Origin of the sequence: Corallococcus sp. AB032C, from assembly GCF_003668935.1 — a bacterium.
Lineage (GTDB): Bacteria > Myxococcota > Myxococcia > Myxococcales > Myxococcaceae > Corallococcus > Corallococcus exiguus.
Genome location: NZ_RAWP01000014.1, coordinates 1 through 26,239, shown reverse-complemented (window position 1 = coordinate 26,239; position 26,239 = coordinate 1). Strand labels below are relative to the sequence as shown.

At 68.2% G+C, this 26,239-nt stretch carries 24 protein-coding genes and 2 pseudogenes; 17 read left to right on the top strand and 9 right to left on the bottom strand.

Features of this window, described 5'->3' with window-relative positions; genetic code table 11:
• Nucleotides 1–7: 7 nt before the first annotated feature.
• Both D7X99_RS08550 and D7X99_RS08545 read left to right on the top strand, forming a co-directional pair.
• Nucleotides 8–1,816 carry a VCBS repeat-containing protein gene (locus tag D7X99_RS08550; RefSeq protein WP_147476083.1) on the top strand — a complete coding sequence of 603 codons (1,809 nt, stop codon included), beginning with the start codon at nt 8–10 and terminating at the stop codon, nt 1,814–1,816.
• Between the two features lie 290 nt (nt 1,817–2,106).
• Nucleotides 2,107–3,555 (top strand): NAD(P)/FAD-dependent oxidoreductase, encoded by a 1,449-nt coding sequence (locus tag D7X99_RS08545; RefSeq protein WP_121777337.1) that lies wholly within the window; start codon nt 2,107–2,109, stop codon nt 3,553–3,555.
• 26 nt (nt 3,556–3,581) lie between these two features.
• Here D7X99_RS08545 and D7X99_RS08540 read toward each other — a convergent pair.
• The 3 genes and pseudogenes from D7X99_RS08540 to D7X99_RS08535 all read right to left on the bottom strand — a co-directional run.
• A pseudogene (locus tag D7X99_RS08540) lies at nt 3,582–3,740 on the bottom strand (MotA/TolQ/ExbB proton channel family protein); the annotation flags it as partial.
• Nucleotides 3,719–3,925 carry a hypothetical protein gene (locus tag D7X99_RS43100; protein WP_171805178.1) on the bottom strand — a complete coding sequence of 69 codons (207 nt, stop codon included), beginning with the start codon at nt 3,923–3,925 and terminating at the stop codon, nt 3,719–3,721. The gene D7X99_RS43100 and the pseudogene D7X99_RS08540, both read right to left, overlap by 22 nt.
• Before the next feature lie 3 nt (nt 3,926–3,928).
• Nucleotides 3,929–4,267, bottom strand: a complete 339-nt coding sequence (locus D7X99_RS08535; RefSeq protein WP_158626959.1) for a transposase zinc-binding domain-containing protein — start codon at nt 4,265–4,267, stop codon at nt 3,929–3,931.
• A gap of 234 nt (nt 4,268–4,501) precedes the next feature.
• Between D7X99_RS08535 and D7X99_RS08530 the strand changes: the two genes are divergently transcribed.
• Together D7X99_RS08530 and D7X99_RS08525 are read left to right on the top strand one after the other, a co-directional pair.
• Nucleotides 4,502–5,662: a hypothetical protein gene (locus D7X99_RS08530; protein WP_121777335.1), complete on the top strand. Its 1,161-nt coding sequence runs from the start codon at nt 4,502–4,504 to the stop codon at nt 5,660–5,662.
• Nucleotides 5,663–5,800: 138 nt separating this feature from the next.
• The gene (locus D7X99_RS08525) at nt 5,801–6,667 is read left to right on the top strand and encodes a hypothetical protein (RefSeq protein ID WP_158626958.1); all 867 of its coding nucleotides are present in this window, start codon (nt 5,801–5,803) and stop codon (nt 6,665–6,667) included.
• A 19-nt stretch (nt 6,668–6,686) separates the two neighbouring features.
• Here the strand turns inward: D7X99_RS08525 and D7X99_RS08520 are convergent, their stop codons facing one another.
• Nucleotides 6,687–7,859, bottom strand: a complete 1,173-nt coding sequence (locus D7X99_RS08520) for a hypothetical protein (RefSeq protein WP_233613210.1) — start codon at nt 7,857–7,859, stop codon at nt 6,687–6,689.
• A 1,123-nt stretch (nt 7,860–8,982) separates the two neighbouring features.
• On the opposite strand from D7X99_RS08520, the gene D7X99_RS42720 reads away from it, so the two are divergent.
• The 3 genes from D7X99_RS42720 (at nt 8,983) to D7X99_RS08510 (ending at nt 11,749) form a co-directional block, all read left to right on the top strand.
• The gene (locus D7X99_RS42720; protein WP_158620743.1) at nt 8,983–9,138 is read left to right on the top strand and encodes a hypothetical protein; all 156 of its coding nucleotides are present in this window, start codon (nt 8,983–8,985) and stop codon (nt 9,136–9,138) included.
• A gap of 554 nt (nt 9,139–9,692) precedes the next feature.
• Nucleotides 9,693–10,241 carry a hypothetical protein gene (locus D7X99_RS08515; protein ID WP_121777332.1) on the top strand — a complete coding sequence of 183 codons (549 nt, stop codon included), beginning with the start codon at nt 9,693–9,695 and terminating at the stop codon, nt 10,239–10,241.
• A gap of 104 nt (nt 10,242–10,345) precedes the next feature.
• On the top strand, nt 10,346–11,749 hold the full coding sequence (locus D7X99_RS08510; protein WP_121777331.1) for an amidohydrolase family protein: 1,404 nt from the start codon (nt 10,346–10,348) through the stop codon (nt 11,747–11,749).
• 12 nt (nt 11,750–11,761) lie between these two features.
• On the opposite strand, the gene D7X99_RS08505 is transcribed toward D7X99_RS08510, so the two are convergent.
• On the bottom strand, nt 11,762–12,487 hold the full coding sequence (locus tag D7X99_RS08505; protein ID WP_158620744.1) for a TetR/AcrR family transcriptional regulator: 726 nt from the start codon (nt 12,485–12,487) through the stop codon (nt 11,762–11,764).
• A gap of 351 nt (nt 12,488–12,838) precedes the next feature.
• Between D7X99_RS08505 and D7X99_RS08500 the strand changes: the two genes are divergently transcribed.
• The 9 genes from D7X99_RS08500 (at nt 12,839) to D7X99_RS43520 (ending at nt 21,716) form a co-directional block, all read left to right on the top strand.
• Nucleotides 12,839–14,245, top strand: a complete 1,407-nt coding sequence (locus tag D7X99_RS08500; RefSeq protein WP_121777330.1) for a M12 family metallopeptidase — start codon at nt 12,839–12,841, stop codon at nt 14,243–14,245.
• A 527-nt stretch (nt 14,246–14,772) separates the two neighbouring features.
• The gene (locus D7X99_RS08495) at nt 14,773–15,735 is read left to right on the top strand and encodes a Circumsporozoite protein (protein ID WP_121777329.1); all 963 of its coding nucleotides are present in this window, start codon (nt 14,773–14,775) and stop codon (nt 15,733–15,735) included.
• Nucleotides 15,736–15,825: 90 nt separating this feature from the next.
• The gene (locus tag D7X99_RS08490; protein ID WP_233613208.1) at nt 15,826–16,959 is read left to right on the top strand and encodes a tetratricopeptide repeat protein; all 1,134 of its coding nucleotides are present in this window, start codon (nt 15,826–15,828) and stop codon (nt 16,957–16,959) included.
• A 241-nt stretch (nt 16,960–17,200) separates the two neighbouring features.
• A complete protein-coding gene (locus D7X99_RS08485) occupies nt 17,201–17,926 on the top strand; it encodes a hypothetical protein (RefSeq protein ID WP_147476081.1) in 726 nt (241 codons plus the stop codon).
• A gap of 88 nt (nt 17,927–18,014) precedes the next feature.
• Nucleotides 18,015–19,196, top strand: a complete 1,182-nt coding sequence (locus D7X99_RS08480) for a hypothetical protein (RefSeq protein WP_147476080.1) — start codon at nt 18,015–18,017, stop codon at nt 19,194–19,196.
• Between the two features lie 22 nt (nt 19,197–19,218).
• Nucleotides 19,219–19,422, top strand: a complete 204-nt coding sequence (locus D7X99_RS08475; RefSeq protein ID WP_121777326.1) for a hypothetical protein — start codon at nt 19,219–19,221, stop codon at nt 19,420–19,422.
• A gap of 26 nt (nt 19,423–19,448) precedes the next feature.
• Nucleotides 19,449–20,756, top strand: coding sequence for a leucine-rich repeat domain-containing protein (locus D7X99_RS08470; RefSeq protein WP_121777325.1), 1,308 nt, complete (start codon nt 19,449–19,451; stop codon nt 20,754–20,756).
• A 313-nt stretch (nt 20,757–21,069) separates the two neighbouring features.
• Nucleotides 21,070–21,432: a hypothetical protein gene (locus D7X99_RS43525; RefSeq protein ID WP_233613206.1), complete on the top strand. Its 363-nt coding sequence runs from the start codon at nt 21,070–21,072 to the stop codon at nt 21,430–21,432.
• Complete coding sequence (locus D7X99_RS43520) at nt 21,429–21,716, top strand: hypothetical protein (protein WP_233613204.1); 288 nt, start codon at nt 21,429–21,431, stop codon at nt 21,714–21,716. The genes D7X99_RS43525 and D7X99_RS43520 overlap by 4 nt, the downstream gene beginning before the upstream one ends.
• A gap of 136 nt (nt 21,717–21,852) precedes the next feature.
• On the opposite strand, the gene D7X99_RS08460 is transcribed toward D7X99_RS43520, so the two are convergent.
• A complete protein-coding gene (locus D7X99_RS08460) occupies nt 21,853–22,740 on the bottom strand; it encodes a LysR family transcriptional regulator (protein WP_121777324.1) in 888 nt (295 codons plus the stop codon).
• A gap of 138 nt (nt 22,741–22,878) precedes the next feature.
• Between D7X99_RS08460 and D7X99_RS08455 the strand changes: the two genes are divergently transcribed.
• On the top strand, nt 22,879–23,577 hold the full coding sequence (locus tag D7X99_RS08455) for a DUF2306 domain-containing protein (protein ID WP_121777323.1): 699 nt from the start codon (nt 22,879–22,881) through the stop codon (nt 23,575–23,577).
• 45 nt (nt 23,578–23,622) lie between these two features.
• On the opposite strand, the pseudogene D7X99_RS08450 reads toward D7X99_RS08455, so the two are convergent.
• The 3 genes and pseudogenes from D7X99_RS08450 to D7X99_RS08440 all read right to left on the bottom strand — a co-directional run.
• Nucleotides 23,623–23,808 (bottom strand): annotated as a pseudogene (locus D7X99_RS08450) (IS3 family transposase); the annotation flags it as partial.
• 118 nt (nt 23,809–23,926) lie between these two features.
• On the bottom strand, nt 23,927–25,054 hold the full coding sequence (locus D7X99_RS08445; protein ID WP_171805339.1) for a hypothetical protein: 1,128 nt from the start codon (nt 25,052–25,054) through the stop codon (nt 23,927–23,929).
• Between the two features lie 260 nt (nt 25,055–25,314).
• The gene (locus D7X99_RS08440) at nt 25,315–26,127 is read right to left on the bottom strand and encodes an IS66 family transposase (RefSeq protein WP_171805338.1); all 813 of its coding nucleotides are present in this window, start codon (nt 26,125–26,127) and stop codon (nt 25,315–25,317) included.
• Nucleotides 26,128–26,239 lie beyond the last annotated feature (112 nt).

The window sequence follows — 26,239 nt, the reverse complement described above, 5'->3', positions numbered from 1 at the left end:
TGGAAAGATGAGATTTCCACATGCCTTCGCCCTGACTGTGTCCAGTCTCATTCTCGCCAGCCCTGCCCACGCGGCGCCCACCCAGAACAAGTTCGTCACCATCTTGTATGAGACGTGGGCGGACTATTGGCTGTCCATCTTCGGGCCGGCGAATACGTGGTGCCGGCTACCAGCCCCCTACGACGCGAGCTGCCCGGTGGCGGATCAATCGGTGGCGGAGTGCCCGTACACGTCCTTCCACTGGTGGGGTGCGCCCGCGCTGTTCAACGGGGACATCAACCAGTACCGCTTCCGCAAGGCGGACGGCACCGCGAACAACGCGCTCATCGACAATCACGCGAGCCTCCTTGCCGCCGCCGGAATCGACTTCATCACCATCGACTACTCGAACAGCAACCTCGTGGACTCGCGTTTCAACAACGCCACCCTCACACTGCTGACACGCTTTCGAGACCGGATGGCCGCGGGCCAGGCCACACCGAAGGTGGCCTTCTTCAACTCGGGGAGTTCGCACTCGACCCTCTACAACACGTTCTACACGGCGTTCCCCGCCAGTCTCTTCTTCCACGTCGGCGGCAAGCCGCTCCTGATGTCCAATGACTGCACCGGAGCGCCCCAGTTCACGTGCAAGCCCATCGCGGGACTGCAAAACAGCACCGCCACCTGGTCGTTCAAGGAGCGCACGCCGCAGCCGTACTACTCGAGCAACGGGTGGCCCGAGGAGATCTCCGTGGTGCCGGCGACCCAGGCGGACTACATCAACAGCTGCCTCGGCAATGCGCTGGGGCGCCGTGGTGGGGCCACCCTGAACGAGCAGTGGTCGAGCGTGACGGGCAGCAACCCCACCTACGTCTTCGTGACCGGATGGAACGAGTGGGGCTCTCAGAACGTGAACCCCGGCAACCTGTCCAGCCCGTATCCGAGCCTGCGCCCGCTCCTGACCGACGAGTGGAATCCGGAGTTCTCGTCGGACTTCGAGCCGATGTATGGCGGACACGGCACGTTCTATTACGACCAGCTCAAGGCGAAGGTGGCGCAGTACAAGCGCAATGCCCCGAACTTCGTGCTCCGGAGCATCAGCTCGGGCAACTGGTTGTTCAAGTACTACGCGGGCGGCAACGACCTCGGGGGCTCGAACTTCACCACGACGTTCCCGTGGGCGGCCGGAAGCCAGTTTCAACCCATCACCGGCGACTTCGACAACGATGGGTACAGCGACATCGCCGTGCGAGATGTGCTCAACGGCGTGTGGCACTTCGCGCGGCGAATCGCTCCGTATGTGTACTCGCACACGGTGAGCTTCACCTGGGCCGCGGGCGCTCAGTTCCAGCCCCTCGTCGCCGACTTCGATAACGACGGGCGCACCGACATCGGCCTGCGCGACACCACGACCGGCGCCTGGCACTTCGCCCGCCAGGTCGGGCCCTACACGTACGCGCACAACAACAGCTTCACGTGGGCGGCCGGGGGGAACTACCAGCCTTTCATCGGCGACTTCGACCAGAACGGCCGTACCGACATCGGGCTGCGCGATACCGCCAGTGGCGCGTGGTACCTCGCGCACTGGGTCGCCCCCTACGCCTATTCGAACGCACTCGCGTTCTCATGGGCATCGGGTTCGAACTACCAGCCCATCACCGGCGATTGGGACGGAGACAGCAGGCAGGACATCGGCCTGCGTGACTCCACGACGGGGAACATCGTCCTGCTCAACAACAGCGGGACGTTCTCCTTCGGGAATCAGGAAACCTACAGAGGCCCCTCCGGCAGCGACTATCAGCTTCTCATCGCGCCGAATTCGCCGAATGGGCCGTGAGCCCCGGCACTGTCAAAGCGTAGGAGCGAGTTTCAGGGGCCCGGCACTTCTCAAGCGAGGCCGGGCGGCGGAGTCTGCTGGCCTGGGCGGAGCCGTAGCGGCTCGCTCGCTCCGTCGCTCTCTCGGGCGAGCGCTTCGTCCAGGGTGGCGGTGAAGCTTTCCAGCCCCGGGTCCGAGAGGGCATGTCAGACCGGTGAGATGCAATCTCCTCGGAGGGGGCGAGCGGCTCTGGGGAAGGCGGACCCCTCTGAGCCGCAGCGCCACGACATGAAACCTTGGAGGCTTGGGACTTGGAAACCCCTGGACGCAGATTCGGAAGCGCCGTGGTCATCGGCAGCAGCATGGCGGGGCTCTTGAGCGCGCGGGTGCTCGCGGACCACTTCGACAAGGTGACGCTGGTGGAGCGGGATGTCCGGGTGGAGGGGCCCGCCGCGCGCAAGGGTGTTCCGCAAGGGCCGCACATCCACGTGCTGTTGGACACGGGCCGGCGCATCCTCGACAAGTACTTCCCGGACCTATTCGAGCAGCTCCAGGTCCAGGGCGCCGAGTTCATCGACTCGAGTGGAGACCTCGCCTGGCACCACTTCGGGGTGTGGAAGCTGCGCCACACCAGCGGCATCCCCGGGCTGTTGTGCACCCGGCCCCTGCTCGAGTGGAATGTCCTGCGCCGGGTGAAGGCGCGGCCCAACGTAGCGGTGCGCGAGGGCTGCTCCATCGAAGGGCTCATCTCCGACGAGAAGGGCACGGGGCGCATCACGGGCGTCCGGGTCAAGACACCCCAGGGCGAGGAGTCGTGGGAGGCGGACCTCGTCGTTGATGCCAGTGGCCGGGGCTCGCGGATGCCTCAGTGGTTGGAAGCCATCGGCTACGCGCGCCCGGAGGAAGAGCAGGTCATCGTGGACCTTTCCTACACGACGTGCCTGCACGAGCCGCCGCCCCACTTCCAGAAGGAATGGAAGGCGCTCTTCCTCTATCCAAGTCCTCCCAAGGCCTGGCGCGCGGGTTTCATCTCACACGTGGAGGGAGGCCGGTGGCTCGTCACCCTCAATGGCTACTTCGGGGAGCACGCGCCCACCGAGTACGCGGGGTTCCTCGAGTACGCGCGCTCACTGACGCGTCCGGACCTGTACAACTCCCTGAAAGAGGCCACGCCGATAGGGCCCATCTCCCAGCACAAGGTGAAGGACTGCCGGTGGCGGCACTACGAGAAGCTGCCCCGCTTTCCCGAGGGGCTGGTCATCCTGGGAGACGCCGCGTGTGCCTTCAACCCCCTCTACGGGCAAGGCATGTCGGTGGCGGGGCTTGGCGCGGAACTGCTGGACACCTGCCTTCGCGAGCAGTCCGAACGAGGCGAGCTATCGGGCCTGGCGCAGCGCTTCCGCGAGCGGCTGCCTGAAGTCATCCGGCTCCCGTGGCTGTTGGGCACGGGCATGGACCTGCTGTATCCGCAGGCCGTCGGGAAGCGGCCCTTCGGGCTGGGCTTGCTGCACTGGTACATCCTGCGGCTGATGGAGCGCACGTCGACCGACGCACACGTCCATCGCCAGTTCTACCGGATACTGCACCTGCACGCGGGGCTGGAGGCGGTTCTCCAGCCCTCCGTGGCATTGCCCGTGTTGGGCCATGGCGTCATGTCGCTCCTCCGCCCTCTCGAGCGGCTGGCGAATACCGAGACACGGCCTCCCCCTCTCACGCCCCCGCGTCCAAGCCCTGTCCCGGTCCAGAAGTCCACGGAGTAGCCGCCGCGGCCCGGGCCCTCGATGCGTCAGGAGGTCGCGGGGGCCCTGGCGGCGGCGCGGGCGCGCTTGAGCGCTCGGGCCGTGGCATCCAGGAACTCGTTGCTGGCCTCGGCCAGGTCGACCGCGCGGGCGTCCACCCAGCTCTGCAAGGAGTTGTGGGCCATCACCGCGGGGATGGCGACGAGATGAGCAGGGAAACGACCGACATCACGACCATCACGATGACGATGAGCCACGCGAAGAGGCCCATGTATTCCCACAGGCCCAGACGTTGCAGGGCAAACACCGCTCGCAGGAAAAGGGTGAGGACGTCCGAGAGCAGCCCCTTCTCCTTCAGCAGTCCCCATCGCACCCGGTGCGGAAAGGACAACGTCTACTTACGGTAGGGCACGTGCGGCAGCACCCGCTCCACCAGGTGCACCGCCGTCACCTGCGCCCGCTTCGCGTTGCAGGAGGGGCACACCCCTCGCCCCTTGCACGAGAAGGCGATGAGCAGTTCGTCCTTACAGCTCTCGCAGCGCACCCTCGCGAATCCGTGCACCAGCACGCCGCACTCCAGGTACCTGGCGAAGTCCCGCTCCACGTACCGGGGCAGGCCGCGCCCCACGTCGCTCGCCTCCGCCAGCAGCGTGGCAAGGTTCTCCCTCACCGCCTCGTACAGCACCGTCCCCTCCGGCTGCCTCCGCCGGTACGGCCACCCCCGCTCCTCCACCTGCCCCTCCCCAGCTCCACCTCGCCAGGGCACACGCTACTGTCAGCCTCCCACGAGCTTCTCGTGAGCCCTGCGAGACTGAGGAACTCGGGCCGCTCGCGACCGTGAGCGGGTTGCCCCTGGTGGGCCGCATGTGCCCCCAGTGTGCTCCTCCAGCAGTGGTGAGCGCAGGCGCTCTGCCTCCCGTGGAGGCCAGCGCCGTGCGCCTCGACTGGAGGCGCTACAGTCTCGCGCATGATCACGGGTCTCTCCGCCCTTGAAACGACCGACTGGTCCCGCCTGCTTCATGCCTATGGTCGCGCCACGGACGCTCCCGGCCACCTGCGCGCGCTGGTCGAAGGCGATGACGCGTCCCGGGACGCGGCGCTGACCTACCTGGACTCCGCCATCCTCCATCAGGGCACGCCCTGGACCGCGACGGGCCCGGTGACGTGTGTTCTCGCGGGGCTGCTCGCGGAGCCCCGGCTCGACTCCGGTGGGCCCCGGCTCCGGATGCACGTGCTCGCGTTCCTCTCGGGCGTCGCCCAGGCCGTCGGAGACCATTGGGCGTCCCGCCAGGAACAGGAACGCCTGGCCCGCTACGACCTGGCGCCGCTGCTCGACGCTGGCGACGACGAAGCCCTCTACCAGGACGAGGAGGCCGCCAACGCGCTCTACGCCAACGCCTTCCTCGGGTGTGCCGAGGCCGTGCCGCTCCTCGTCGAACCGGTGCTCGCCAGCCTCGACCACCCGGATTCCGGCGTCCGCGCCCAGGCCGCGACGACCGCGGCCCAGCTCGCCCGGGTGCCGGAGGCGTTCGGGGACGCACAGCGGGAGGTGCTCGCGCTGCGACTGACCGCCCTGGCTCAGGCCACCCCGAACACCGACGAGCGCTCCACACTGGTGCTCATGCTGGGCGAGCTGGGAGTGGCCCCCTCGGCGTTCCTGGAGGACGCCTCTCCGGCGGTGCGCGTCTGCGCCGCGATGGCGAAGGGTCTGGAGACGAACGAGGCCGCGACCCGGGAGCTGCTCCACGCGCTGGAGCACCACGCCGCCCAGATGGACGACTGGTTCAAGGAGCGCCCGCCCCCGTTCGAGATGCGCCCCCGCTTCTACGTGCTGGAGTGCCTGCTCGAGCGAGTGAAGGACTTCGACCGGCTCCTCCCCGCGGCCGTCACAGTGGCGCGCGTCACGACGAAGTACTGCGTCGACCGGGAGTGGGGCCCGCTGCTGGCCGCGGCCTTCCCGGCGGGAGATGGACAGGTGCGGACGGACGCGCAGCGGCGCTTCCTCTCCGAGCTGGTCGCGAACGCGGACCTCTGGGATCCGACGTTCGGCAATCCCGGGCAGTGGTTCCGGAAGGCCGGGCTGACGTACCAGCGGAGTGCCTGCGCGGAGCGGCTCTCCGGCCCCTGAGCAGGGCTGCCATACAGCCTATACTATAGCGTGCCGCACCTCGGACCATCCCCTCTCAATAGCAGGTAACAGCCGATGAACATGGACCGTCCTGTCCTATGCCTTGCCTTCCTATCGCTGCTGTGTGGCTGCCACATCGTGCCAGACATCGTGCGATGGGACAGGAACGTGAATCCCGAAAAGACGCGAGGCATTGTCTTGAATTACAAGCAAGTGCCCGCCGAGCTTTATGCGGAACCGTTCAGGATCGAGTTCAGCAAGTATCTCCAGCAGATGTCCAATGGGCAGGTGGAGCTGGACGCGGTCAACACCTATACTGTCGGCGACTACAAGAAGACGAGCCGGTGCCACCCCCAGAGTGAATACTCAAACTTCATCACTCCCAGCTGCCTCTTCGCCAACGCCTGGTTTGGCGTCTATCTGATTTTCGATGATGCACCGGGGCGTGGTCGCGCGTTCATCCTGAAGAGTCCTCAAGGTGCTCCAGACGACCTTGACAATCTCAATCCAGAGGCCATCCGACGGATTCCCGAACTGGATCAAAAGCTGATTGTCTACTCAAGTCACGAAGGCCAGAAGAACTATTCCTGGAGCGACTTCGAGAGGGACTTCTACTTCAGGCCCGTTGAGCAACCAGAGCCGCAGCAAGTGACCGACCCGCACAACCGGACATGGCTGAAGCAGACGGGAGACTACACGACCATCGCCGCGCTGACGGACACCCAGAAGACAAACATGGGGACTTTCTCCTCGATCCGAGCCTACACGGGGCTCCCCACCCAACAAGTCTATGCGACAGTTGCGCCCTGGTATCCCATCACGATCCGAGGCTCGGTTCTCACCCGCTACTTCGAATGCCCCCGGAGCCGTTTTTGGGCGCTGGTGTACTACAACGGAAGCTCCTTTTCCTCGAAGACGGGAGACACCATCAACAACACAGACAATCCTGAACTCTGGCAGGAGTTCCAACAAATGTTCGAGGCATTGGAATTGAGGTGCCAGTAGCGCTCGCAGAACTGCCGGCCTACAGCCCTACCTGGAGCAGGAGGATGAGCCGAGAGAAGGAGTCCGTGCCCTCCCGCAGCGCCGGATAGTGGTCCCAGCTGAGCGCGGCCCCCAGCGGACCGAAGTGCAGGTCCGCGAGGAGCCGCAGGCCCGGCCTGGCTTCGGGGCGCACCTGCACCGGCACACCCAGGCCGAGCCCGAAGCTCGGGATGATGAGGACCTGGGGCGTCGCATACTGCGTGAGCGGCGTGAGGACGAGCTGCTCTCGAAAGTCCGTCTCCACCGAGAGCGAATGCAGAAAGGACTCGGGCGCGGCGAACTGGTAGCCGAGCCGCGCCATGAAGCGGGAACCGTCCCCGAGCCGTGCGCCCAGGCCCAGCTGAACACCGCCCGGAATCCACCACGGCTGGGGCTTCGTCAGCGTGACGTTGAGCCACTCGGGCGCGCTCTCCGCCGTGAGGCTCCGCTCCGCCACCACCTGCTCGCCCTCGTGCCGAAGCCGCCAGCCCGTGGCCACCGGGAGCGTGCGCGCGGATGCGTCCGGGCTGCTGCCCACCTCCCACGCGGAAGGGACATGCACCGTGACGTGGAGCGTGGGGTTGCCCGCCCAGGTCCGGATGGGCCCCAGCAGATAGTCGATGTCCCAGTGCGTGGCCCGCGCCGGACTGGGGGACAGCAGTGCGTGGCGCGACTGGACCGCGGGCCACACGTACCCCGAGGGCAGGAAGCGCCGCTCGAGCTGCATCAGGCCGCGCACCACCAGCTCCCCTTCCCGCCCGGGCGGAAGCGTGAGGGTGAAGCCGAAGCGCTCCACCGGGGAATGCGCGGGCCGTCCGAACGCATCCTCCGGCGTGGGGCCCATCGAGGCCGCCTGCCCCTCTGTCACCGGGAGAGGCTCCTCGTCGAATCGCACGCGGACCTCGCGCGTACGGAGCCCCAGGAAGGCGGCATCGATGACCTCCGCCTCGGGGGTCCCGTTGCGCAGCTGGTAGCGAGCCTCGAAGCGACAGACCGCCTCCTGCTCCGCCTCCACGCAATCGAAGTCCAGCTTCTCGCTGAGCACCTCCGTGCGCGTGCTCGCGGCCCCCGGTGACAGGGTGAAGGTCGCTGGCGTACGCGTGGAGGCGGCCACGTTGGCGGCAGCGGGCAATGCAGCGAGGAGACACACGAGGGATGCAAGGCGGACCGCCATGTCCGCCAGTGTCGCTCAAATCCGTGGGAGCACCGAGGCGGTCCTGCTGGAACGGAGCCGCTCGCGCAGAGCTCCACGTCGTAGGCGGCGGCCATCCGGTTGGCGAAATTCAGGATGTCGGGCGGCGTGTCCGCGTCCAGCGTCACGCGGATGCGCCGCCCCGCGACGGCGTAGGTGACCGACCGGGTCTGCGCGTCATGCATGAAGGGCCGAGGAAACGACGGACCGCTCTCCACCGGGAGCCGGCTGGCCGAGATGAGCAGCGTCGTGAGCCGATGGACGTCCGAGCCTCGCGAGTCGTGCTCGCGGGGACGACGCACCTCGAACCGGCCATCCGCGTAGACCTCCAGATTGAAGTGCCGCGTGTTGGGCATCCCCGGGGACTTCGACAGCTCGAGCACGACGTCGTCCGCCGGATGGGCGTCCGCGGACAACGACCGTCCCGCTTCCACCTGTGACTGGATCAACGGAGAGAAGCGGATGAAGTCCGCGAGCGAGCCTTCAACCACTTCGGTCCATTCGCCGCGCGACCAGCCGTCCACGCCTTCGAGACGGTAGAAGAGCGCATCGACGTACCAATGCCGCTCATCCTTCCAGGCGACGACGACGTGCGAGCGCGGAGGCGAGGCTTCGAGAAGCGTGGTGAACGAGCGCCGCTCGGACTCGTCATGACTGTTGTAGCCGTCGAGGCTCCTCGGGAAGAACGCGTTCCTCAGGAAGTCGAAGCCATTGGACTGCGCATCGAAGTACGAGCCCAGCGTCGTCGTGGGCTTCTCTTCGTGAAAGTACGGAAGAAAAGACAGCTTCACGAAAAGGGGATCCACTCCCTCTGGAGGCACGAGTTCGCACCGTTCGACGACGGGCCGACCTCTTCCTGGCGCACCAGAGTCACGAACGGCCTCACGATAGAGCTCGAAACGAGGGCTCGAAGTCTGCTTCACGGGCGCACCTGTCCTTGGGTTCGTGGCCTCCGGGCACATTGCCATGCACCTGAGCCCGGCGGCCAGGTGAGCGCTCAGTGGATGAAGCACAGCGGCCCGCCCTGTACGCTCGGGGCGGGCCACCTTGGCAGAACGAGCGGTGTCAGCAGATGCCGTCGCGGGATGCGCAATAGCTGACGCAAATGGCAGGCGAAGTGGGGCTGCGGCATTCGCTGCCGTCGCAACAATACACGATGATCCAGGAAGCATTCTTCGTGTCCGCGCTGGACGAGGCGCACTGCTCCTCGCACGTGGCAGCGGAGCCGGTGCACGTGGTGCCGTTGGCGCACGACATGTAGACCTCTCCGTCGGACGTGCCCCCACAGCCCGCCAGCATCCCTGCTGCCATCAGTCCCGCGATGATTGCCTTGCGCATGGTTCGATGTCTCCTGAATGGGGTACTGCGAGGAACATGGTAGGCGGGGGTTCCCGCTCTGGAAAGAGGTTACTCCGGACGCATCATCAAAGCGCCCCGGTCAGCCCGGTGCTTGTCGTCCCCATCTGGAGTCTGTTGTTACAGCTCCGGGCAAGAAAACCACCCAGGAGAAACGGACGCTCAAGACAGTCTTCAGGACCGCGCTCAAGTGGGGCGCCTCTGTTAGGTTGGTCGCGTGGTCCTCCTGCCCCCAGAACCCTGCACATGACCGACCCTGCGTCTTCGCATCCTCCGCTTCAGTCCGCACCCGCTGGGGCGCGGGCCGTGCTCCGTTGCACTGCCTGCCGGCTTCCGATTGTCCGAGCCTACTTCCAGGTGAACCACCACCTGATGTGCCCGAAGTGCCGGAAGGAGGTGGAGGCGGCGAGCACCGGTGGCTCCACGACACTGCGTCTCCTAAAGGCGGGAGTGTTTGGCTTGGGCGGAGGCATCGCCGGGGCAGCGGTGTATTGGTGGGTGGGCCTGACGGGCTACACCCCGGGCCTCCTCCTCATCCTGGTGGGATGGCTGGTGGGCACCGCCGTGTTCAAGGGCTCGGAAGAACGCGGAGGGCTCGTCTACCAGCTGCTCGCGGTGCTGCTGACGTATCTGGCGGTGGGGGCTGCGCGCGTGCCGGAGGTGAACGCGCGCAGCAAGGCGGAGTCCGAGAAGATGCCTCGCCGCGTGAGCTCGCGCGTGTTCGACAGGCACCATGACAGCTTCATCCATCGGACCTTTTCGCCAGACATGGGGGACGCGATGTCCCGCGAGGAGGTCGTGGTCACCGCGATCCTCCACACATCGATCACCGTCGTGAGAGGTCCTGTCTACGAGGCCAGGCAAAGTCCCGTGTCGGCGCTCATCTACGGTTGCGCGCTGTACGTGGCTTGGCGCCGCAACAAGCGCGCCGTGTTGAGCGTGGTCGGTCCGTTCCAGTGGGCCAGCGTGTCCCCTGCGCCCGCGAGCGAGGCAGCGCCAGGAAGCTGAGGCCTCCCTGTCAGTAACCCTCCACTGCCATCCCCTCGGGAAGCCATCCCGGGCCCAGAAGGTATACAGTGTATACCCGCTGGGCCTGACAGGAGGAACACCGCATGGGCGACCGATGGCTGCTACGTGGGGCGGAAGTCATCACCTGCGACCCCGAACACGCGGACCTGCCGCGAGGTGACGTCCTGGTTGAGGACGGGCGCATCGTCGCGATGGGTCCCCAGTTGCACGCCGGGGACTGTCGCGTCGTCGACCTGCGCGGGAAGCTGCTCCTGCCCGGCCTCATCGATGCGCACCGGCACACGTGGCAGACGCCGCTGCGCGCCCTGGGGGCGGACTGGACGGTGATGGACTACCTGGCGGCGGTGCGCGTGAAGCTGTCGCCCGCGTTCCAGCCGGAAGACCTGCATGCCGCCAACCTGGCCGGGGCGCTGGAGGCCCTGGACGCGGGCATCACCACGCTCGTGGACTACTCGCACTGCGTGGAGTCCCCCGCGCACGCGGACGCCGCGCTCACGGCGCTGGAGGACTCCGGCATCCGGGCCCTCTTCGCCTACGGCTACGCGGCGGGTCCCCAGGAGAGCACCTCGCTGCCGACCCCCGCGAGCCGGAGACAGGACGCCCGACGCCTGCGCTCCACCCGGCTGGCCTCCGACAGCGGGCTGGTCCGCATGGGCGTCGCGCTGACGGAGATGCAGGTGCCCTGGGAGCAGAGCCGGGCGGAGCTCCTCTCCGCTCGCGAGCTGGGCGTCCCCATCACCGCCCACTGCTCCGCGTGGCCCGTGTCGGGCCCGAGCGAAGTGCGGCGGATGGAGGACGAAGGCCTGCTCGGTCCGGACGTGCTCTTCGTCCACTGCACGTGGAGCTCCGACGAGGACCTGCGGCGCATCGCCGACAGCGGCGGCGGCGTCGCGGTGACGCCGGAGACGGAGCTTCAGATGGGCATGGGCTTCCCCGTCACCGGACGCGCGCTCCGCGCGGGGGTCCGGACGACGCTCGGCTGCGACGTCGTCTCCAGCAACGGCGGGGACCTGTTCACCGCGATGCGGCTGGCCCTCCAGGTGGAGCGGGCCCGGGCCGATGAGAAGGACGGGCTGTCCCGGGTCCTCGCGCTCAAGGCCGCTCGCATGCTGCCGATGGTGACGCTCGACGCCGCGGAGGCCCTGGGGCTGGGACGCGTGACGGGCTCACTGCGGCCGGGCAAGGACGCGGACCTCATCGTCCTCGCCGCCGATGCGCTGAACCTGACGCCGCTCAACCGTCCCCGCGACGCGGTGGTGCTCCAGGCGCATGCGGGCAACGTCGAATCGGTGATGGTGCGCGGACGGTGGGCGAAGTTCCAGGGCGCCCTGGTGGACGTGGACCTGGCCACGGTCCGGCGCCGGGTCATCGAGGCCCGCGACGCGGTGCTCGCCCGGGTGGGAGGACCGGACACACTCCTGGGCGGACGGGAGGACCTCTCCGCGCACTGGGACATGGGGGGCGCTGGCGGCACGAAGGACGCGTGACGCGACGCCCACTCAGCGCTGGCGGGGGCGCTTCCGCGCGGGGACCCGCCGCGCGTCGATGCGCCGCTGGATGCCCTCCAGCATGAAGCCGAGGCTCTGCTCGAACTCCCGCTCCACGTCGGTGGCCCGCATGTGCGGCACGCTGTGGGCAAGCCCCGGGTAGTCCCTGGCGGGAAGCGCCTGGGCCGCCGCGAAGAACCGCTCGAACGGCGGCGGCGTCCCCGGTGGCCCCACGTCCCACGGCTCCTGCCGGCGGATGGCTCCGGCCAGCCAGGAGAAGAACGTGTTGTGCAGCGCCCCCGCCTCCTTCCACGGGATGCCGGCGGCGTGAAGTCCGCTCACCGTCCGGTCGAGGATGACGAGCGCCGTGTGGACGACAGGGCCCTGCTCCAGCAGGAACTCCATCAACCCCGGGTGCGCCAGCCCCACGACACGCAGACGGTTCGCGAGCAGCCGGAGCCACGCCACCGGATCCTGTGGCTCCGCGGGCAACACCAGACGTTGCTCCAGGGGCAACACCAGACGTCGCTCCACAGGCAACACCACCGTCTGGAGGATGGTCTCGGCGCACAGGAGTACAAGTGCATCCCGATTCGCGACGTGCTTGTATATCGCCATGGGCGTGACCCGGAGCCGTTCGGCCAGCGTCCGCATGGAGAGCTGTCGCAACCCCTGTTCCTGGACGAGCGCGACGGCGGTCCGCACCACGGTGTCTCGCGACAGCCGCGGCCGACGCACACGTTCTCCTCGAGGACTGCCCGCGCGGAAGGTCATGCGACGGAGCATATCCCGTCCGCCAGAAGCGACCGTGACTCACAAATGAAACGCCCTCCTCAAACCCTGCATCCAGATAATTTCCCGTAGACACTGAATTGACATCACTTCACTTCAAGTGCGTCAGTCTTCATGCCAGGATGTGTCTTGTCGCGCCCGGGGATGCGTGGGCCATACAGGCCCCGTCCGAGGAGTGGGCGGACGCAAGAGGGGAAAACATGTTCACTGAAAACACGCATCGCCCAGGGGGGGGCGCTGCTCTTGGCGCTCGGGCTTGGCGCATGGGCTGGCTGTGGAAGCGCGCCGGAGGCGTCCATGCCTTCCGAGCAGACACCGCCGGGAGAGCTGCGGCACAGCGAGGCCGAGCTCTACGTGGCGTCCTCCACCCTCTGGTGGCCGCTGACCATCCCCGTGTGTTGGGAGAACCCGGCCGCGGGCAACGCCACCCAGCGGCAATGGGTGCGCGACGCGGTGACGCGCACGTGGGAGGCGAACTCGAGCGTGCGCTTCTACGGCTGGGGGACATGTCCGTCCTCGTCCAGCGGCGTCCGCATCAACATCAGCGACGAGGGCCCGCACGTGAAGGCGCTGGGCAACGGCCTCAACGGCAGGGCCCAGGGCATGGTGCTGAACTTCACGTTCGCCAACTGGAGCCCGTCGTGCGCCAGCAGCCTCAAGTACTGCATCGACGCCATCGCGGTGCATGAGTTCGGCCACGCGCTGGGCTACGCCCATGAGCAGAACCGTCCGGACCGGCCCTCCACCTGCACCGAGCCCGCGCAGGGCTCCTCGGGTGACTGGCTCATCGGGCCGTGGGACCTAGCCTCCGTGATGAACTACTGCAACCCGGCCTGGAACGGGAATGGCAACCTGAGCGCCACGGACGTCCAGGGCGCGAAGATCACCTACGGCATCCCCTGGGAGTCGCTGGGCGGCGGCTTGTCCTCCGGCCCGGCGGCTTCGTCCTGGGGCGCGAACCGGCTGGACGTGTTCGTCCGGGGCCTGGACAACCAGATGCACCACCAGTACTGGGCGGGCGCGGGCTGGAGCGGCTGGGGCCTCCACCCGGGTGTCATCACCTCCGACCCGGCGGCGGTGAGCTGGGGCTCCAACCGCATCGACGTGTTCGCGCGCGGCGCGGACAACTCCATGCTCCACAAGGCGTGGGATGGCTCCTCCTGGAGCCCCTGGTATTCGCAGGGCGGCGGCTTCAACTCCGGCCCGGCCGTGGCGTCCTGGGGCGCGAACCGGCTGGACGTGTTCGGCCAGGGCCTGGACAACCAGCTCTACCACCAGGCCTGGACGGGCTCGGGCTGGACGTCGTGGACGGTGATTCCGGGCGTCGTGACGTCGGATCCGGCCGCGGTGAGCTGGGGACCCAACCGCATCGACCTGTTCGCCAAGGGCTCCGACAACACCTTCCTCCACAAGTACTGGAATGGCACGGCCTGGAGCGGATGGGGCTCGCTGGGCGGCACCTTCACCTCCGCTCCAGCGGCGGTCTCTCGCGGCGTGAACCAGCTGGAGGTGTTCGGCCGGGGCCTGGACAACAGCCTCTGGGTCAACACGTGGACGGGCTCCAGTTGGACCGGCTGGAACTGGCTCGGCGGTGAGATGACCTCCACGCCCGATGTCGCGAGCTGGGGCCCCGGCCGGATGGATGTCTTCTATCGCGGCACGGACAACACCCTGCGGCACTCCTGGTACGTCAACGGCTGGTAGCTCCCCGTCGTCGCCTGAGCCCATGGACCCTCATGGGCTCCGGCACGGGGGCCACTTCAGCCGACGGGGTGTTGAGCCACAGGCAGTCGCGCTGCGCCAGAAGCCCATGATCCTGCTGTCCTGGGTCTGGGCCGGACACGGACGCGGGGCTCCTGTAACCGGCCTCCGCCCCGCTGCGTATCCCTCCTCGCGACACCTGGAAGGGGCCGGAGGGACTCTCAACGACCGAGAGTCGCCCGCTCCACTCAACATTCCACCCATGAGGTTTGTCCGTTCAGGACGAGGCCCGGGGGAAGCCATGTGTCCCACGATTCCCCTCTGATTTTTGACGCGACGCCCTATTGCCAGGGCACCGGCCATTAAACATTTCAGTCGAAATCTTGGAGTCCATCCCACCCCACTGGAATCCGGCCGGGGATTTCTTACAAAGTGATGGGGGTGCGGAAACTTCCGGACGGGGTTGGGGAGAATGGGAAAAAACGGTCGCCATTCCGGGCACCGTTCCCATCGAACTCCGGAGTCCGCCCATGACCGCGCCCATCGGCTACCGCCCGCTTCCGCCGCCCCCGCCGCCTCCGAAGCCCGTCGCGCCGCCTCCCGCGAAGCCGACGACGCAGCAGCAGCCCGGGACGCAGCCGAACGTCTCCACCCAGGCGCAGGGCAACGTGCAGACGCCGTCGCGCAACGTGCTGAGCGGCCAGTCCAGCTTCGAGGCGGGCGGCTCGCGCGCCGAGGTCAACGGCACCGGCCCCGGCGGCATCAACACCAACGCCTACGTCCAGGGCCCGACATTCAGCGCGGACGCGTCCGTGGACGCGGACATCGGCCTGTCCGGCATCGACGTGAACGTGCAGGTGGACGTGTCCGCCAACCTGGTGGAAGCGGGCGCCAGCGCCACCAAGACGGTGGAGTTCGAGATCGCCGGCGAGCAGTACTCCGTCGAGTTGGACCTGGAGGCTCTGGGCAAGATTGGCGCCGAGGGCTCCATCGACCTGGACCTGCACGTCGGCACCGACGGCAACGTGTCCCTCAACGCCGCCGCCTCCGGCTTCGCGGGCGCGCAGGCCAGCCTCACGGGCGGCATCGAGCTGAAGCACGAGGGTGACACCCTGGCCTCCGCCAGCATCACCGCCAGCGCCAGCGCCGGCGTGAGCGGCGACGCCCACGCGGACATCGGCCTGGACGGCGGCAACCTGGAGTTCGACGTCGGCGTGGAGGCCACGGCCGGCCTGGGCCTGGGCGTCGAGGTGGAGGGCTCCGTCAACCCCGGCAACATCCTCAAGGCGGTGGGCGAGACGGCCGCCGCGGCCGGTGGTGAGATTTTGGAGAACGTGGCCGAGGGCGCCATCAACGCGGGCGGCGCGGTACTGGACGCGGCCGGCGATGTGTTCTCCGGCGCGGTGGATGCCGCGGGCGACCTCATCGAGGGCGCCGGCGATGTGGTCGGCGGCGTCAAGGACACTGTCGGGGGCTGGTTGGGCATCGGGTAGTCACCCGCGAGACCGCCCGGCCCCATCAGGGCTGGGCTATCCTCCCGACCCATGGCCGTCTCCAAACAAGCATCCGCCGCGGCGCGTTTGATGAAGCAGGGCCTCCTCAAGGACGCCGCCATCGAATTCGAGCGCGCCCTCAAGCAGGATCCGAAGGACGCGGCCGCCCTGCTCGGGCTCGCGCGTCTGCGCCTCGCGCAGCATGACGAGCCCGCCGCGCGCGAGGTGCTCCAGCGGCTCGTGGCCCAGCACCCCACCCACCCCGAGGCGCTGAGCCACCTGGCCCGGCTCGACGCGGAAGGAGGCGACGCGAGGCAGCTCGCGGTGCTGGAGGCGCTCGCGGCCCAGCCCAAGGCGGGCTTCTTCGAGGTCGTCAACCACGGGCGCGCGCTGCTGGCGCACCACCAGTACCCCGCCGCCATCGCCGCGCTGGAGAAGGCGCTCGCCCTGCAGCCGGGCAACGCCCAGACGCTGACGTACCTGGGCATGGCGCTCCAGGGCGACAAGCAGCTCGACCGCGCCTTGAAGCGCTACCTGGAAGCGTCGGAGGCCAGCCGCACCGAACACCTGCCACTGCTCTTGGCCGCGCGGGTGCAGGTGCTCAAGGACCAGGTGGGCGCAGCGCTCCAGACGCTCCAGAAGGCCATCCTGCGCAGCCCTCGCGAAACGGCCCTCATCCGGGAGTTCGCCACGCTGTGCTTCGTGGCGGGCGCGCCCGAGCCGGCCATCAAGGCCGCCATCGACATCCGCCTCCAGCAGCCGGACAACGCGGACGCCATCTATCTGCACGGGCTGGCGTCCTTCGTGGCCGGAAAGGACGCGGACGCGGACCGCATCCTGCGCGAGGCCCTGGCCAAGGTGCCGGACAACACCATGGTGCGCATCGCCCTGGCCAAGGTGCGCCGGCGGATGGGCGACGACGCGGAGGCCCAGAAGCTGCTGGAGGCCGCCCACGCCAGCGATCCGTCCGACGTGGGCGCGGCCAACGACCTGGCCGTGCTGCTGATGTCGAAGCCCGAGGGCGCGGCCAACGCCCGCGCGGTGCTGGCTCCGGCGCTCAAAGCGCACCCGGACGACGCGGGCCTGCACCTCAATCAGGCCCTGGCGCTGGCGGACACCGACAAGGCCCAGGCCCGCACGCACGCGCAGAAGGCCCAGGCCAGCACCGACAAGCACATCCGCGAGCAGGCGGACCGGCTCGTGGCTGCGTTGGCCGGCAAGTAGCCACCCACGCTCGGGGCTGCTGTTCTCTTCGGCGGCCGCGCAATGGCGGCTGCCGTGACGGGTTGATCCCAAGCACCCCATCCGTGCAACAACCCGCGGGACATGAGCCCCGGGGACTGCGGCCTCGACAACCCCTCCACCAAGGCGTGTGGAGGCCTCGGGGTCCCCCCAAAATGAAACCGGGCTGGGAACGCTCGCTCAGAGGTGGCCACGGGCACATGATGTTCCCCGGAGGTCACACGTGAGGCGCAGGTGGCGACAAAGGGCGTTCGCGCAGGTGGTGATGGCGGTGCTGGCGGCAGGTTGCGGCACGTCGGATGGTTCAAAGCCCCCGGATGAGCTTCCCCGCGACTGCGTCCCCTCCGGCGGTGCCACGGGCGCCCCCGGAACCATCGAGGAGGCGGTGGCGCTCATCAACTCCCTGCCCCGCCCCACTTCCGTGGCCTGCCTCGTGGAGAGTCTGGACCGGCCCCTGCGGCTGAGTGCCACGGAGAGCGACTTCAGCGCGCAACCCGCGCATGGCCGGCGCAGCCCCCGCATCTTCCTGTTCTCGGGCTCCCTCATCCTCTCGGTCGTCCCCGACGGCCCGGGAGCGGAGGTCGTCGAGTTCAGCCAGCTCGACGCCTCCGGCCGCTCCATCAAGGGAGAACTGGCCTTCCCCATCGAAGCCGAGGTGCTCCCCGAGGCTCCGTACACGAAGGTCATGTTCCAGCCCGACCTCACGGTCTGCGCGTTCTGTCACGCGGACGAGAAGCCCGCGCATCGCGTGGGTAACGCGTGGGCCTACTCCTCCCAGGCGCTGCGCCCGGTGGACTCCTCGCTCGTCCCGATCGAAGAGCTCCGGCGGGAAGCCTCCACCTGCGACACCTCCGTCGAACCCGAGCGTTGCCGACTCCTTCAGGAACTCTTCGAGCACGGCTTGCCACGCGCTCACGCCTTTCCCTCGTCACTCCCGACCTTCCCCTGATTCATGCGTCGGTGGATTGGGCCGGACTCCAGAGTGCGCTGGCGCTGGGAAGGGCGCGATTTCACGGTGCAGAGCCGCTGAGGCGGGAGTGTTAGCGTTCCGCGCGATGAGCGGGCAAAAAGGGACGATTGTCGAGCTCAACCCCATCGACGCCCTCGGGTGGATCGAGCTCGACGAAGGCGGTCGGGTGCGCTTCGGCGGCACCGCGCTCAAGGGCTTCGCCGTGATCCCCTCGGTCGGCGCCCGGGTCGAGGTGCACGGCACCGTGCCGGGCTACAAGGGCGTGCCCAAGGCGGTGATGGTGACGCCGCTCGTCGTCGCGCCCGCGGCCACCGAGGAGCCCTGGGACGAGCCGGGCCGCGCGCAGAAGAAGACCCCATGGCCGACCTTCGTGCGCGAGCACCCGCGCTGGAGCGACGCCGCCGAGACCTGCGTGCCCTGCGCGCGCAAGGCGCCTCGCCCCGAGCTCCCCGAGCACCCGCTGTTCGCGCCCTGGCTCCGCGAGCTCCGCGAGACCGCGCCAACCTGCGTCGATCTGAAGGTGCCGCATTACCTGAAGCCCGAGCGCTTCGATCCCGGTCCCGGCGATTGCTTCGCGCACGGCTCCGTCGCCTGGCTCGACGAGCCGAGCTGGCCGAGCTGCGGCGTCTGCGCTCGCCCGCTGGAGATGTGCGTCCAGCTCACGCCGGCCGTGCTCGCGGACTTCCTCCCCGGCGGCCGCGGCCTCGCCGCGCTCTTCTGCTTTCACTGCGGCGTCGCGAAGAACAGCGATCCGCTCGTCGCGTACGTGCGCCTGGTGGAGCCGAGGCACCGCGTGACCGGCCCCGAGGCGTGGCAATCGGCGTCGAGTGGCTGGCGGCGCGAGAGTCTGCGGGTGACGCCGGCCTCCCCGGCAACCGATCTACCGCCGGCGATCTGGTACCGCTATCGCTCGGAGATCACGCCGGAGACCGCGTCGAGCGCGCTCTTCGGCTTCGATGCGCTCGATCTCGACGGGCCGTTCCCCGGGGGCTTCGATCCGGATCAGCTCGAGGAGGTCGGCGAGGAGTACGACGACTGGCTCGCGCAGCAGCGTGGCGGCGCGAGCTGGGGCGGAGCTCGCATCGGGGGCGTGGCGCGCTGGGATCAGGCCGACGCGACGCCGAGCTGCGCGCACGGCGAGATGCCGCACCTGCTCGACTACGGAGGCGGGCAGTTCCTCGATGGGGCGCTGCACGTGTTCTCATGTCGCGAGCGGGTCTGCGAGCTGGCGTTCGTCGCGGAGTTCTGAGGCGCCTGCGCTCGAATGTCACTTGCTCCCTCAAGCAGGGGCGGAGCCGGGGCTGGAGGAGGAGAGCCCGGCACAGGCTGCGACGGTGGAGCGCACGCCGCGATTGGATTGGGCGGGACTGGTGCGCCGGACGTTCGCGCTGGATGTCCTCGCCTGCCTCATCGTGCGTCGCGCCGCGGTTCCTCCTGGGCTCCTGAGGGATCCTCGCGGTGCTTCCATGGTGTGATGGCTCCCGGAAGGGAGCACCGGGACATGGTGGAGAAGCAGGACTGGGGGAGGGATGCCTCCGCGCAAGAAGTGTGGGCCCACGTGGAAGCGGCGGGGACGCCCGGATGGCGGCACGAGCTGGCCTCCTGGTGGCGGGGAGTCTCCGAGAAGGGCGTCCTCTTCCACGAGGGAGACCTGGAGGCCGACTCGCTTGTCATCGGCCCCCGGCCGCTCGTTGTCTCTGGCAGCGTCCGGCTGAAGGGCCTGCTCGAGGACGGCCACGCGGCGGACCACACCCTCCTGGTGGTGCTGGGAGATTTGGAAGTGGAGAACGTGGCGACGTTCTCCGCCATGTTCATCGCGGGCAACGTCCGGATCCGGGGGCTGCTCTTCGGCGACTCGTATGGGGATGACGTCTTCTGTGTCGGCGGAGGGCTGAAGGCGCGCGCCCTCGTTGAGCAGCACCACCACCTCTGGGTGTTTGGCCCGCTGGACGTGGACGCGCTCGTGGGCGACAAACTCACCGCGACGGAGAAGCCCCGCAGGAAGCTGGAGCCGCACGAGGCGCTCCTGCCGGGGGCCTTCACCGTGGAGGACGAGGACGAGGGCGACGTCACCGACTCGACGGTGGACCGGAAGGGGCTCCTCACGAAGCTGCGAGCGGGGAAGCCCCTGCTGGCGGACACCCGGCTTGGCCCCGTGGAGAAGGCCATCGCCGCCGTGAAGGAGCAGGCGGCGCGGGGCAAGAAGGCGACGCGACTGGGGCTCGCGCAGAAGAAGCTGAAGGCCATCCCCGAGGAGGTTTTCTCCCTCACCGGGCTGGAGAGCCTCAATCTGGACACCAACGACATCGCGGAGATTTCCCCGCGCATCGGCGAGTTGCAGGCACTGAAGAACCTCAGCCTGGAGAGCCTGCCGCTGACGACGCTTCCGGTGGAGCTCTGCCGCCTCCCCGCGCTGAAGAAGTTGAGCCTCCGCTACTGCAACAACCTCACCCGGCTCCCAGACGCGTTCGGCGAGCTGGAGGCACTGGAGGAGCTGTACCTGGACGCGATGGCGCTGGAGGGCTTCCCCGAGGTGCTGACGCGGCTGCCTCGGCTGAAGAAGCTCTGGTTCTGGCGCTTCTTCAAGATGACACCGGGCCGGGTCCAGGTCCTGGTGGATGGGATTGGGCGGCTGTCGACGCTGACGCACGCCGGCTTCTTCCAGGGGGAGCTGTCCGCGTTGCCGGGGGGACTCGCGCCACTCGCCCGGCTCAAGCAGTTCAAGCTGGGGCTGGACCGCGTCCCGGAGCCGGAGGTGAAGCGGCTGGAGGCGGCGCTACCTCCCGGACGGCTGCACGTGGGGTACTGAGCCGTTAAGGAGAAGTCCCCTCCAGTCTTGGAGACATTCTGGAGACAGATCCGCCATGCATCGATTGCAGGTTCGGGGACTCCTTGAGAAGCCCTCTTCCGGGCGCCGGGAGTCCTCATGCGCAACCCGTTGAAATCCATTGCAGCCGTGTCTGTCCTTCTCGTGGGCCTGCTCATGGGGGGTTCCGCCGCCGCGCATGATTCGCTGCGCGAGCGGATTGAAGCCTTCGTGCGCGCGGAGCAGCGACGACAGAGCGTGCCCGGTCTCGCCGTGGGCGTCGTGAGTCACGGGCGGGTCGTGCTGTCGAAAGGGTATGGCTTCGCGAACCTGGAGCACCATGAAGGACGTGCTGGCCTGGGACGCCGCCGTGGACCAGCGCGCCATCCTGGGCCGGGGAAGCTGGCAGCAGATCCTGACGCCCGTGAAGCTCAACAGCGGGGCCTCCTATCCGTATGGCTTTGGCTGGGTGATCAAGGAACGCGCGGGCAAGCCTCTGCATCAGCACGCCGGTAGCTGGCAGGGCTTCGTCAGCGCCTACTCCCGCTTCCTTGGGGACGAGCTGTCCATCGTGGTGTTGATCAATTCCAACACCGCGAACCCCACGACGTTCGTGGACGGCATCGCGGCCATCGTGAACCCCGCGCTCGCGGTGCCCCCGATGGGGAGCCGGCGATGACGGCGCGGTTCAAGGGGATGCTCGAACAGCTCCGGAACGGGACGCTGGATCCGGCGGGTTTCGCGTACGTCCCGAGCTGGTTCTTCCCGGAGGCCGTGCCGTACTACCAGGACCTGTTGCAGGACCTGGGACCGGCGGGGCCGCTCGTCCTGGCGAAGCGCGAAGTGCTGGGCGATGACCGCGTCTACACGTACCTGGTGAAGTTCGGGGCCGCGACCTGGCGCTACACGGTGAGCATCATCCCGGATGGCCGCGTGACCAGCCTCAGCCTGGCGAAGAACTGAGTCCGTCTGGCATCCCCGGCGGGGCATTCCAAACGCAGCCAGCGGCACCTGGTCAGGAGCCTGTCCGCAGTCCAGGAGGGTGACTTGAATCGGGATGAGGGGGCATGCGGCGGTGGCTGGAGGAGCGAGCCGTCACTCACCTCCCGAGCTCGGTCGCGAGCAGGTCGAACACCAGTCGGATTCGCTTGCTGGTGTTCAGCTCGCGGTGGGTCGTCAGCCAGATGGGAAGGACCCAGGGGGCGAGGCTGGGGAGGGCCCGCCGGACCAGCGGCTCGGCGTCTCCCACGCGCTCGGGAGCGACGCCCACGCCGATGCCCTGCTTGACCATCTCCCAGTGCACGAGGTGGTTCCCCGCCAGCACCGGGAAGTTCCGTCGCGTCAGGCTCAAGCCCAGCCCGTTCAGCCCGTCGAGCATGGCGTCGGTCCCACCAAATCCGATGAAGTCGGCGCGGCTCAGTGCCTTTGGCGTACGCGGGTTGCCGATGCGCGCAAGATAGCGGGTCGCCGCATACAGCCGCATCGGGTCGTCCCTGAGCCTGGTGGCGATGAGGTCGGGCTGGGTGGGGCGGAAGTTCCGGATCGCGATATCCGCCTCCCGTCGGCGCAGATCGACCGCGGTGTTGGTTGCGATGAGTTCGATGTCAATGCCTCGCGCCTCGCGCCGAAGCTTCTCCACGAGGGGCGGCAGCAGGAAGGCCGAGTAGATCTCGTTGGCCGTGATGCGGACCAGCCCGGTGACACTCTGCGATTGTCCGCCGGCCGCAAGCGAGACTCGCCCCGCGGCGTCGCCCATGGCTCGAACGTGGTCGAGTAGCTCTCGCCCGCTCGGCGTCAGCGCGAGGCTCCTTCCCACGCGCTCGAACAGCACCACGCCCAGCTCATCCTCAAGCGCGCTCACCTGACGCCCGAGTGTCGGCTGCGCCATGCCGAGCGCACGCGCCGCCGCCGTGAGCGAGCCCTCTTCGGCGGTGACCAGAAAGGCCCGCGCCCGATTCCAATCGAAATTGACCGTCCGCCAGTCCATGCATTTTCGCATATCAAGTGAACGGAATCAGTCAATTCCGTCGGTAGTCGCGGAGGGCTATTTGTTCGCACGGGATGAGGCGTCGCCGTCGTCATGCGCGTTGCCCATCGTTCCAACACCGACAGGAGAAGAACCTCCATGACATCCGCCACCAAGGCCGAGCGGCTCGTGCCCGTTGCGCTGGTCGCGCTCTCGCTCGTGCCCATCCTGGCCGGCGCCGCCCGTCTGGCCGAACTGGCGGGCGGCGCCGAGCTCACGCCGCACAACGCGCGGTTCTTCGCATCGCCCCTACCGGTGGTGCTGCACGTCCTCAGCGCCAGTGTGTATTGCGTCCTGGGTGCCTTCCAATTCACCCCGGACTTTCGCCGTCGGCGGCCCGGCTGGCACCGCGTCGCCGGGCGGCTCCTGGTCGCGTGCGGCCTTGTGGCTGGGCTCTCGGGCTTGTGGATGACGCTGCGCTATCCCCGCGCCGAAGGCGACGGTGAGCTCCTCGACGGCCTGCGGATCCTGTTCGGCTCGGCGATGGTCCTGTCCCTCGCCTTGGGGCTGTCCGCGATCCTGCGGCGGGACGTGGGCGGCCACCGGGCCTGGTCGATTCGAGGCTACGCCATCGGTCTGGGCGCGGGCACACAGGTGCTGGTCTCCGTGCCCTGGTTCCTCATCGTCGGCACGCCGGACGAGTTCGCCAGAGCGCTGCTGTTGGGCGCCGGCTGGGTCATCAACCTCGCCGTGGCCGAGCGGCTCATTCGTCGACAAACCGCCCCTTCTGTGCGCGCTGCCGAGATGCGCGAGGTACGCGCCAGCGTCGGAAACGCCTCACGCCCGACACAGGGATAGGCGTGAAGTTGCCCCGGTTCCGCAGAGCGTTCCGCGCTTTCGCCCTCAAGCGGCAGCGCGGTGCTTCTTCTCGTAACCAGCGGGTGACTCGTAGTCGAGCGCGGAGTGGCGTCGGAGCGGGTTATCCCAGCCCTCGATGAAGCGGAAGGCGGCCATCCGCGCCTCGTCGTGAGACGTGGTGAAACGGCGGCGTGCGAGCAGTTCGCACTCGAGCGCGGCGAAAAAGCTCTCAACAATCGGCCTCGCAGAAATCCTGGATGGACGACGCCTTCCGAGGCGCCGACCACTCATCTACGCTCACTTCAACCAGGATGCGTTGCGATGACCGCTTGAAACCGCCGCGGGCCCGCTACAGCAGCCCGTCCAGCCAGGTGAGCTGCGCGTCAATCGTCTCTGAAATAGCGAGCGGCTGCTCCGACGTGCTCGGGTCGGTGTACGGATTGCCAATCTCCTTGTGCTGCCACTTCACCCAGGTCTGCTTGTACCAGCCCCAGTCCAGGTCGGTGCCCGTCGAGGGAGGCGTGGCGCCCGCGTACCCGGAGAAGGCGCGGATGCCGGTGGCCGGCGCGACCTCCTGGCCCCCCACCACCTGATACAGGTGCAGCCGCTCGCGGCGGGGGAACTGGGAGGACAGGTTGGTGGCCCACGCGCCGTAGAACGTGCCCCAGGGGCGCACGGGGTTGTTCACCTTGGTGTCGAACGTGCCCAGCTCGCCCTGGCTGTTCCTGCACACGCCATCCAGCGACGACACGTAGACGGTGATGCCATCCAGCGCCGTGTTGGCGCGGAGCGCCTGGGCAATTCGCATCACCAGACACCCGCCGCGGGAGCTCCCCGCCAGGTAGATGGACCGCGTCTCGGGTCGGACCTGGGCCTGGAGCCAGTGGACGAACCCGTTGACGATGCGCTGCTTCGTGTCGCTGTCGAACAGGTGGTCGAAGTTGTTGTCGTTGACCACGGACAGGTGCGTCCTCCCCGCCGGAAACCAGCCCAGGGCATTGAGCTTCATTGCCAGGGAGCGGCCATCCAGGACCACGTTGGCGCAGGAGACGCCGTCGCAGGACGCGTCCCAGTTGGAGGACTGGCCTGTCACGCCGCTGGAGTGCCCGCTGCTTGAGATCTTCTGCCCGGCGGTCATGAAGACGATGGCCTCGCGCACGCTCGGGGCCTCCACCTGGGCGATGCGGATGGCGTGCAGCGTGCTGTCGGAGGCACCGGCCGCGCGGAACTGCTCGAAGCCCGGCGCCGCCTGGTAGCCACCGGAGGCGTCCTTGTAGACGACGCGCCGTGACACCACCGTCCGGCTGCTCCCGTTGGGATAGGCCAGCGCCTGGGATTGTGAGTCCAGGGTCACCTGGGGCTCTCCGGGCAAGTCCTCCGGCCCAGGCGGAGCACAGCCCGTGAGAGTGCCAACCAGCGCCAGGGCAACGCCTGCCCAGAGGGAGATGCGACGAGGGATACCCGAGGTGTGGACCATGGACTGCTCCTGGATTCTGGAGGGAGCCGCGCGGAGCGCAGCGGGGGGCATGTCAGACCAGAACCCGACCGTCAGCGAGTTGTTCGCCGACGAAAGGTGGTCCTGTGCGACGTATGCATCCCTCCATGCGAACGCAGGTGTGCGGTCGCTGCGTAACCGTCCGGCCAACGACGTGTGCCGGATCGCTTGAAGGCGGACGGGTGTCGTGCTCGGGGCGAGCGGCGACGGATTGAGGCCCGAGGAGGAGAAGATGCGCAGCGTCAGGAGGCGCTGGTGGCGCGCAGACGCTTCCATTCGTGCGGCAGCAGTTCTCCGATGCGCGCATTCGGGTGCGTCTGGACGCGCAGCAACACGTCGGCGAGGTAGTCCTCGGGATTGACGCCGTGGGCCTCGCAGGTAGCGACGAGGGCGTAGAGGCCGGCGAGGTTCTCCCCCGCGGCTTCATGGCCGACGAAGAGGAAGTTCTTCCTGCCCAGGGCCGCTTTTCTCAACGCGCTCTCGCTGCGGTTGTTGTCCAAGGGCAGGCGCGCGTCGCGGACGAATCGAGTGAGGGCGTCCCACTGTTTTCGGGCGTAGGAGAGGGCTTGGCCCAGCGGCCCCTTCGGAGGATGGAGCGGCGTCTGCTCCTCCAGCCAGGCGCGCAGCCCAGCGAGGACGGGAGCACTCTTCTGCTGACGCAGCTCGCGGTGGGCGTCGGTGCGCACGAGGCCGGCGTCGCGGGCCTGGGCCTCTACGCGGTAGAGGGCGAGGATGAAGTCCAGGGCCTCGCGGGCTTCCGGCGCGGTGGGCAGCGCGTCGAAGAAGCGGCGGCGCACGTGCGCCCAGCAGCCGACGCGCACGCGCCCCTCGGGCAGCGTCACCGCGTTGTAGCCCGTGTAGGCATCCACCACGAGGGCGCCCCGGGTGCCGCCCAGCACGTCTTTCGGCGTCGTGCTGGCCCGGCCCAGACTGAAGCGGTAGCCGATGAGCCACTCGCCCTTGGGTGTCTGGGTGAGGAAGGTCCAGAGGTAGCCTTGCTTCGTCTTCTTCACGTCCAGCACGCGCATGGGCGTCTCGTCGGTGTTGCCGCGCACCTTTGTTGATGGTCGGGTGAGCCGGCTGGTTGATGGCCATCGCTGGAGGCGCGCGTCAGCGCGCCGCGCAGCTTGATGGACATCAGGGGCGAGCGCGCGCAGCGCGCAAGCC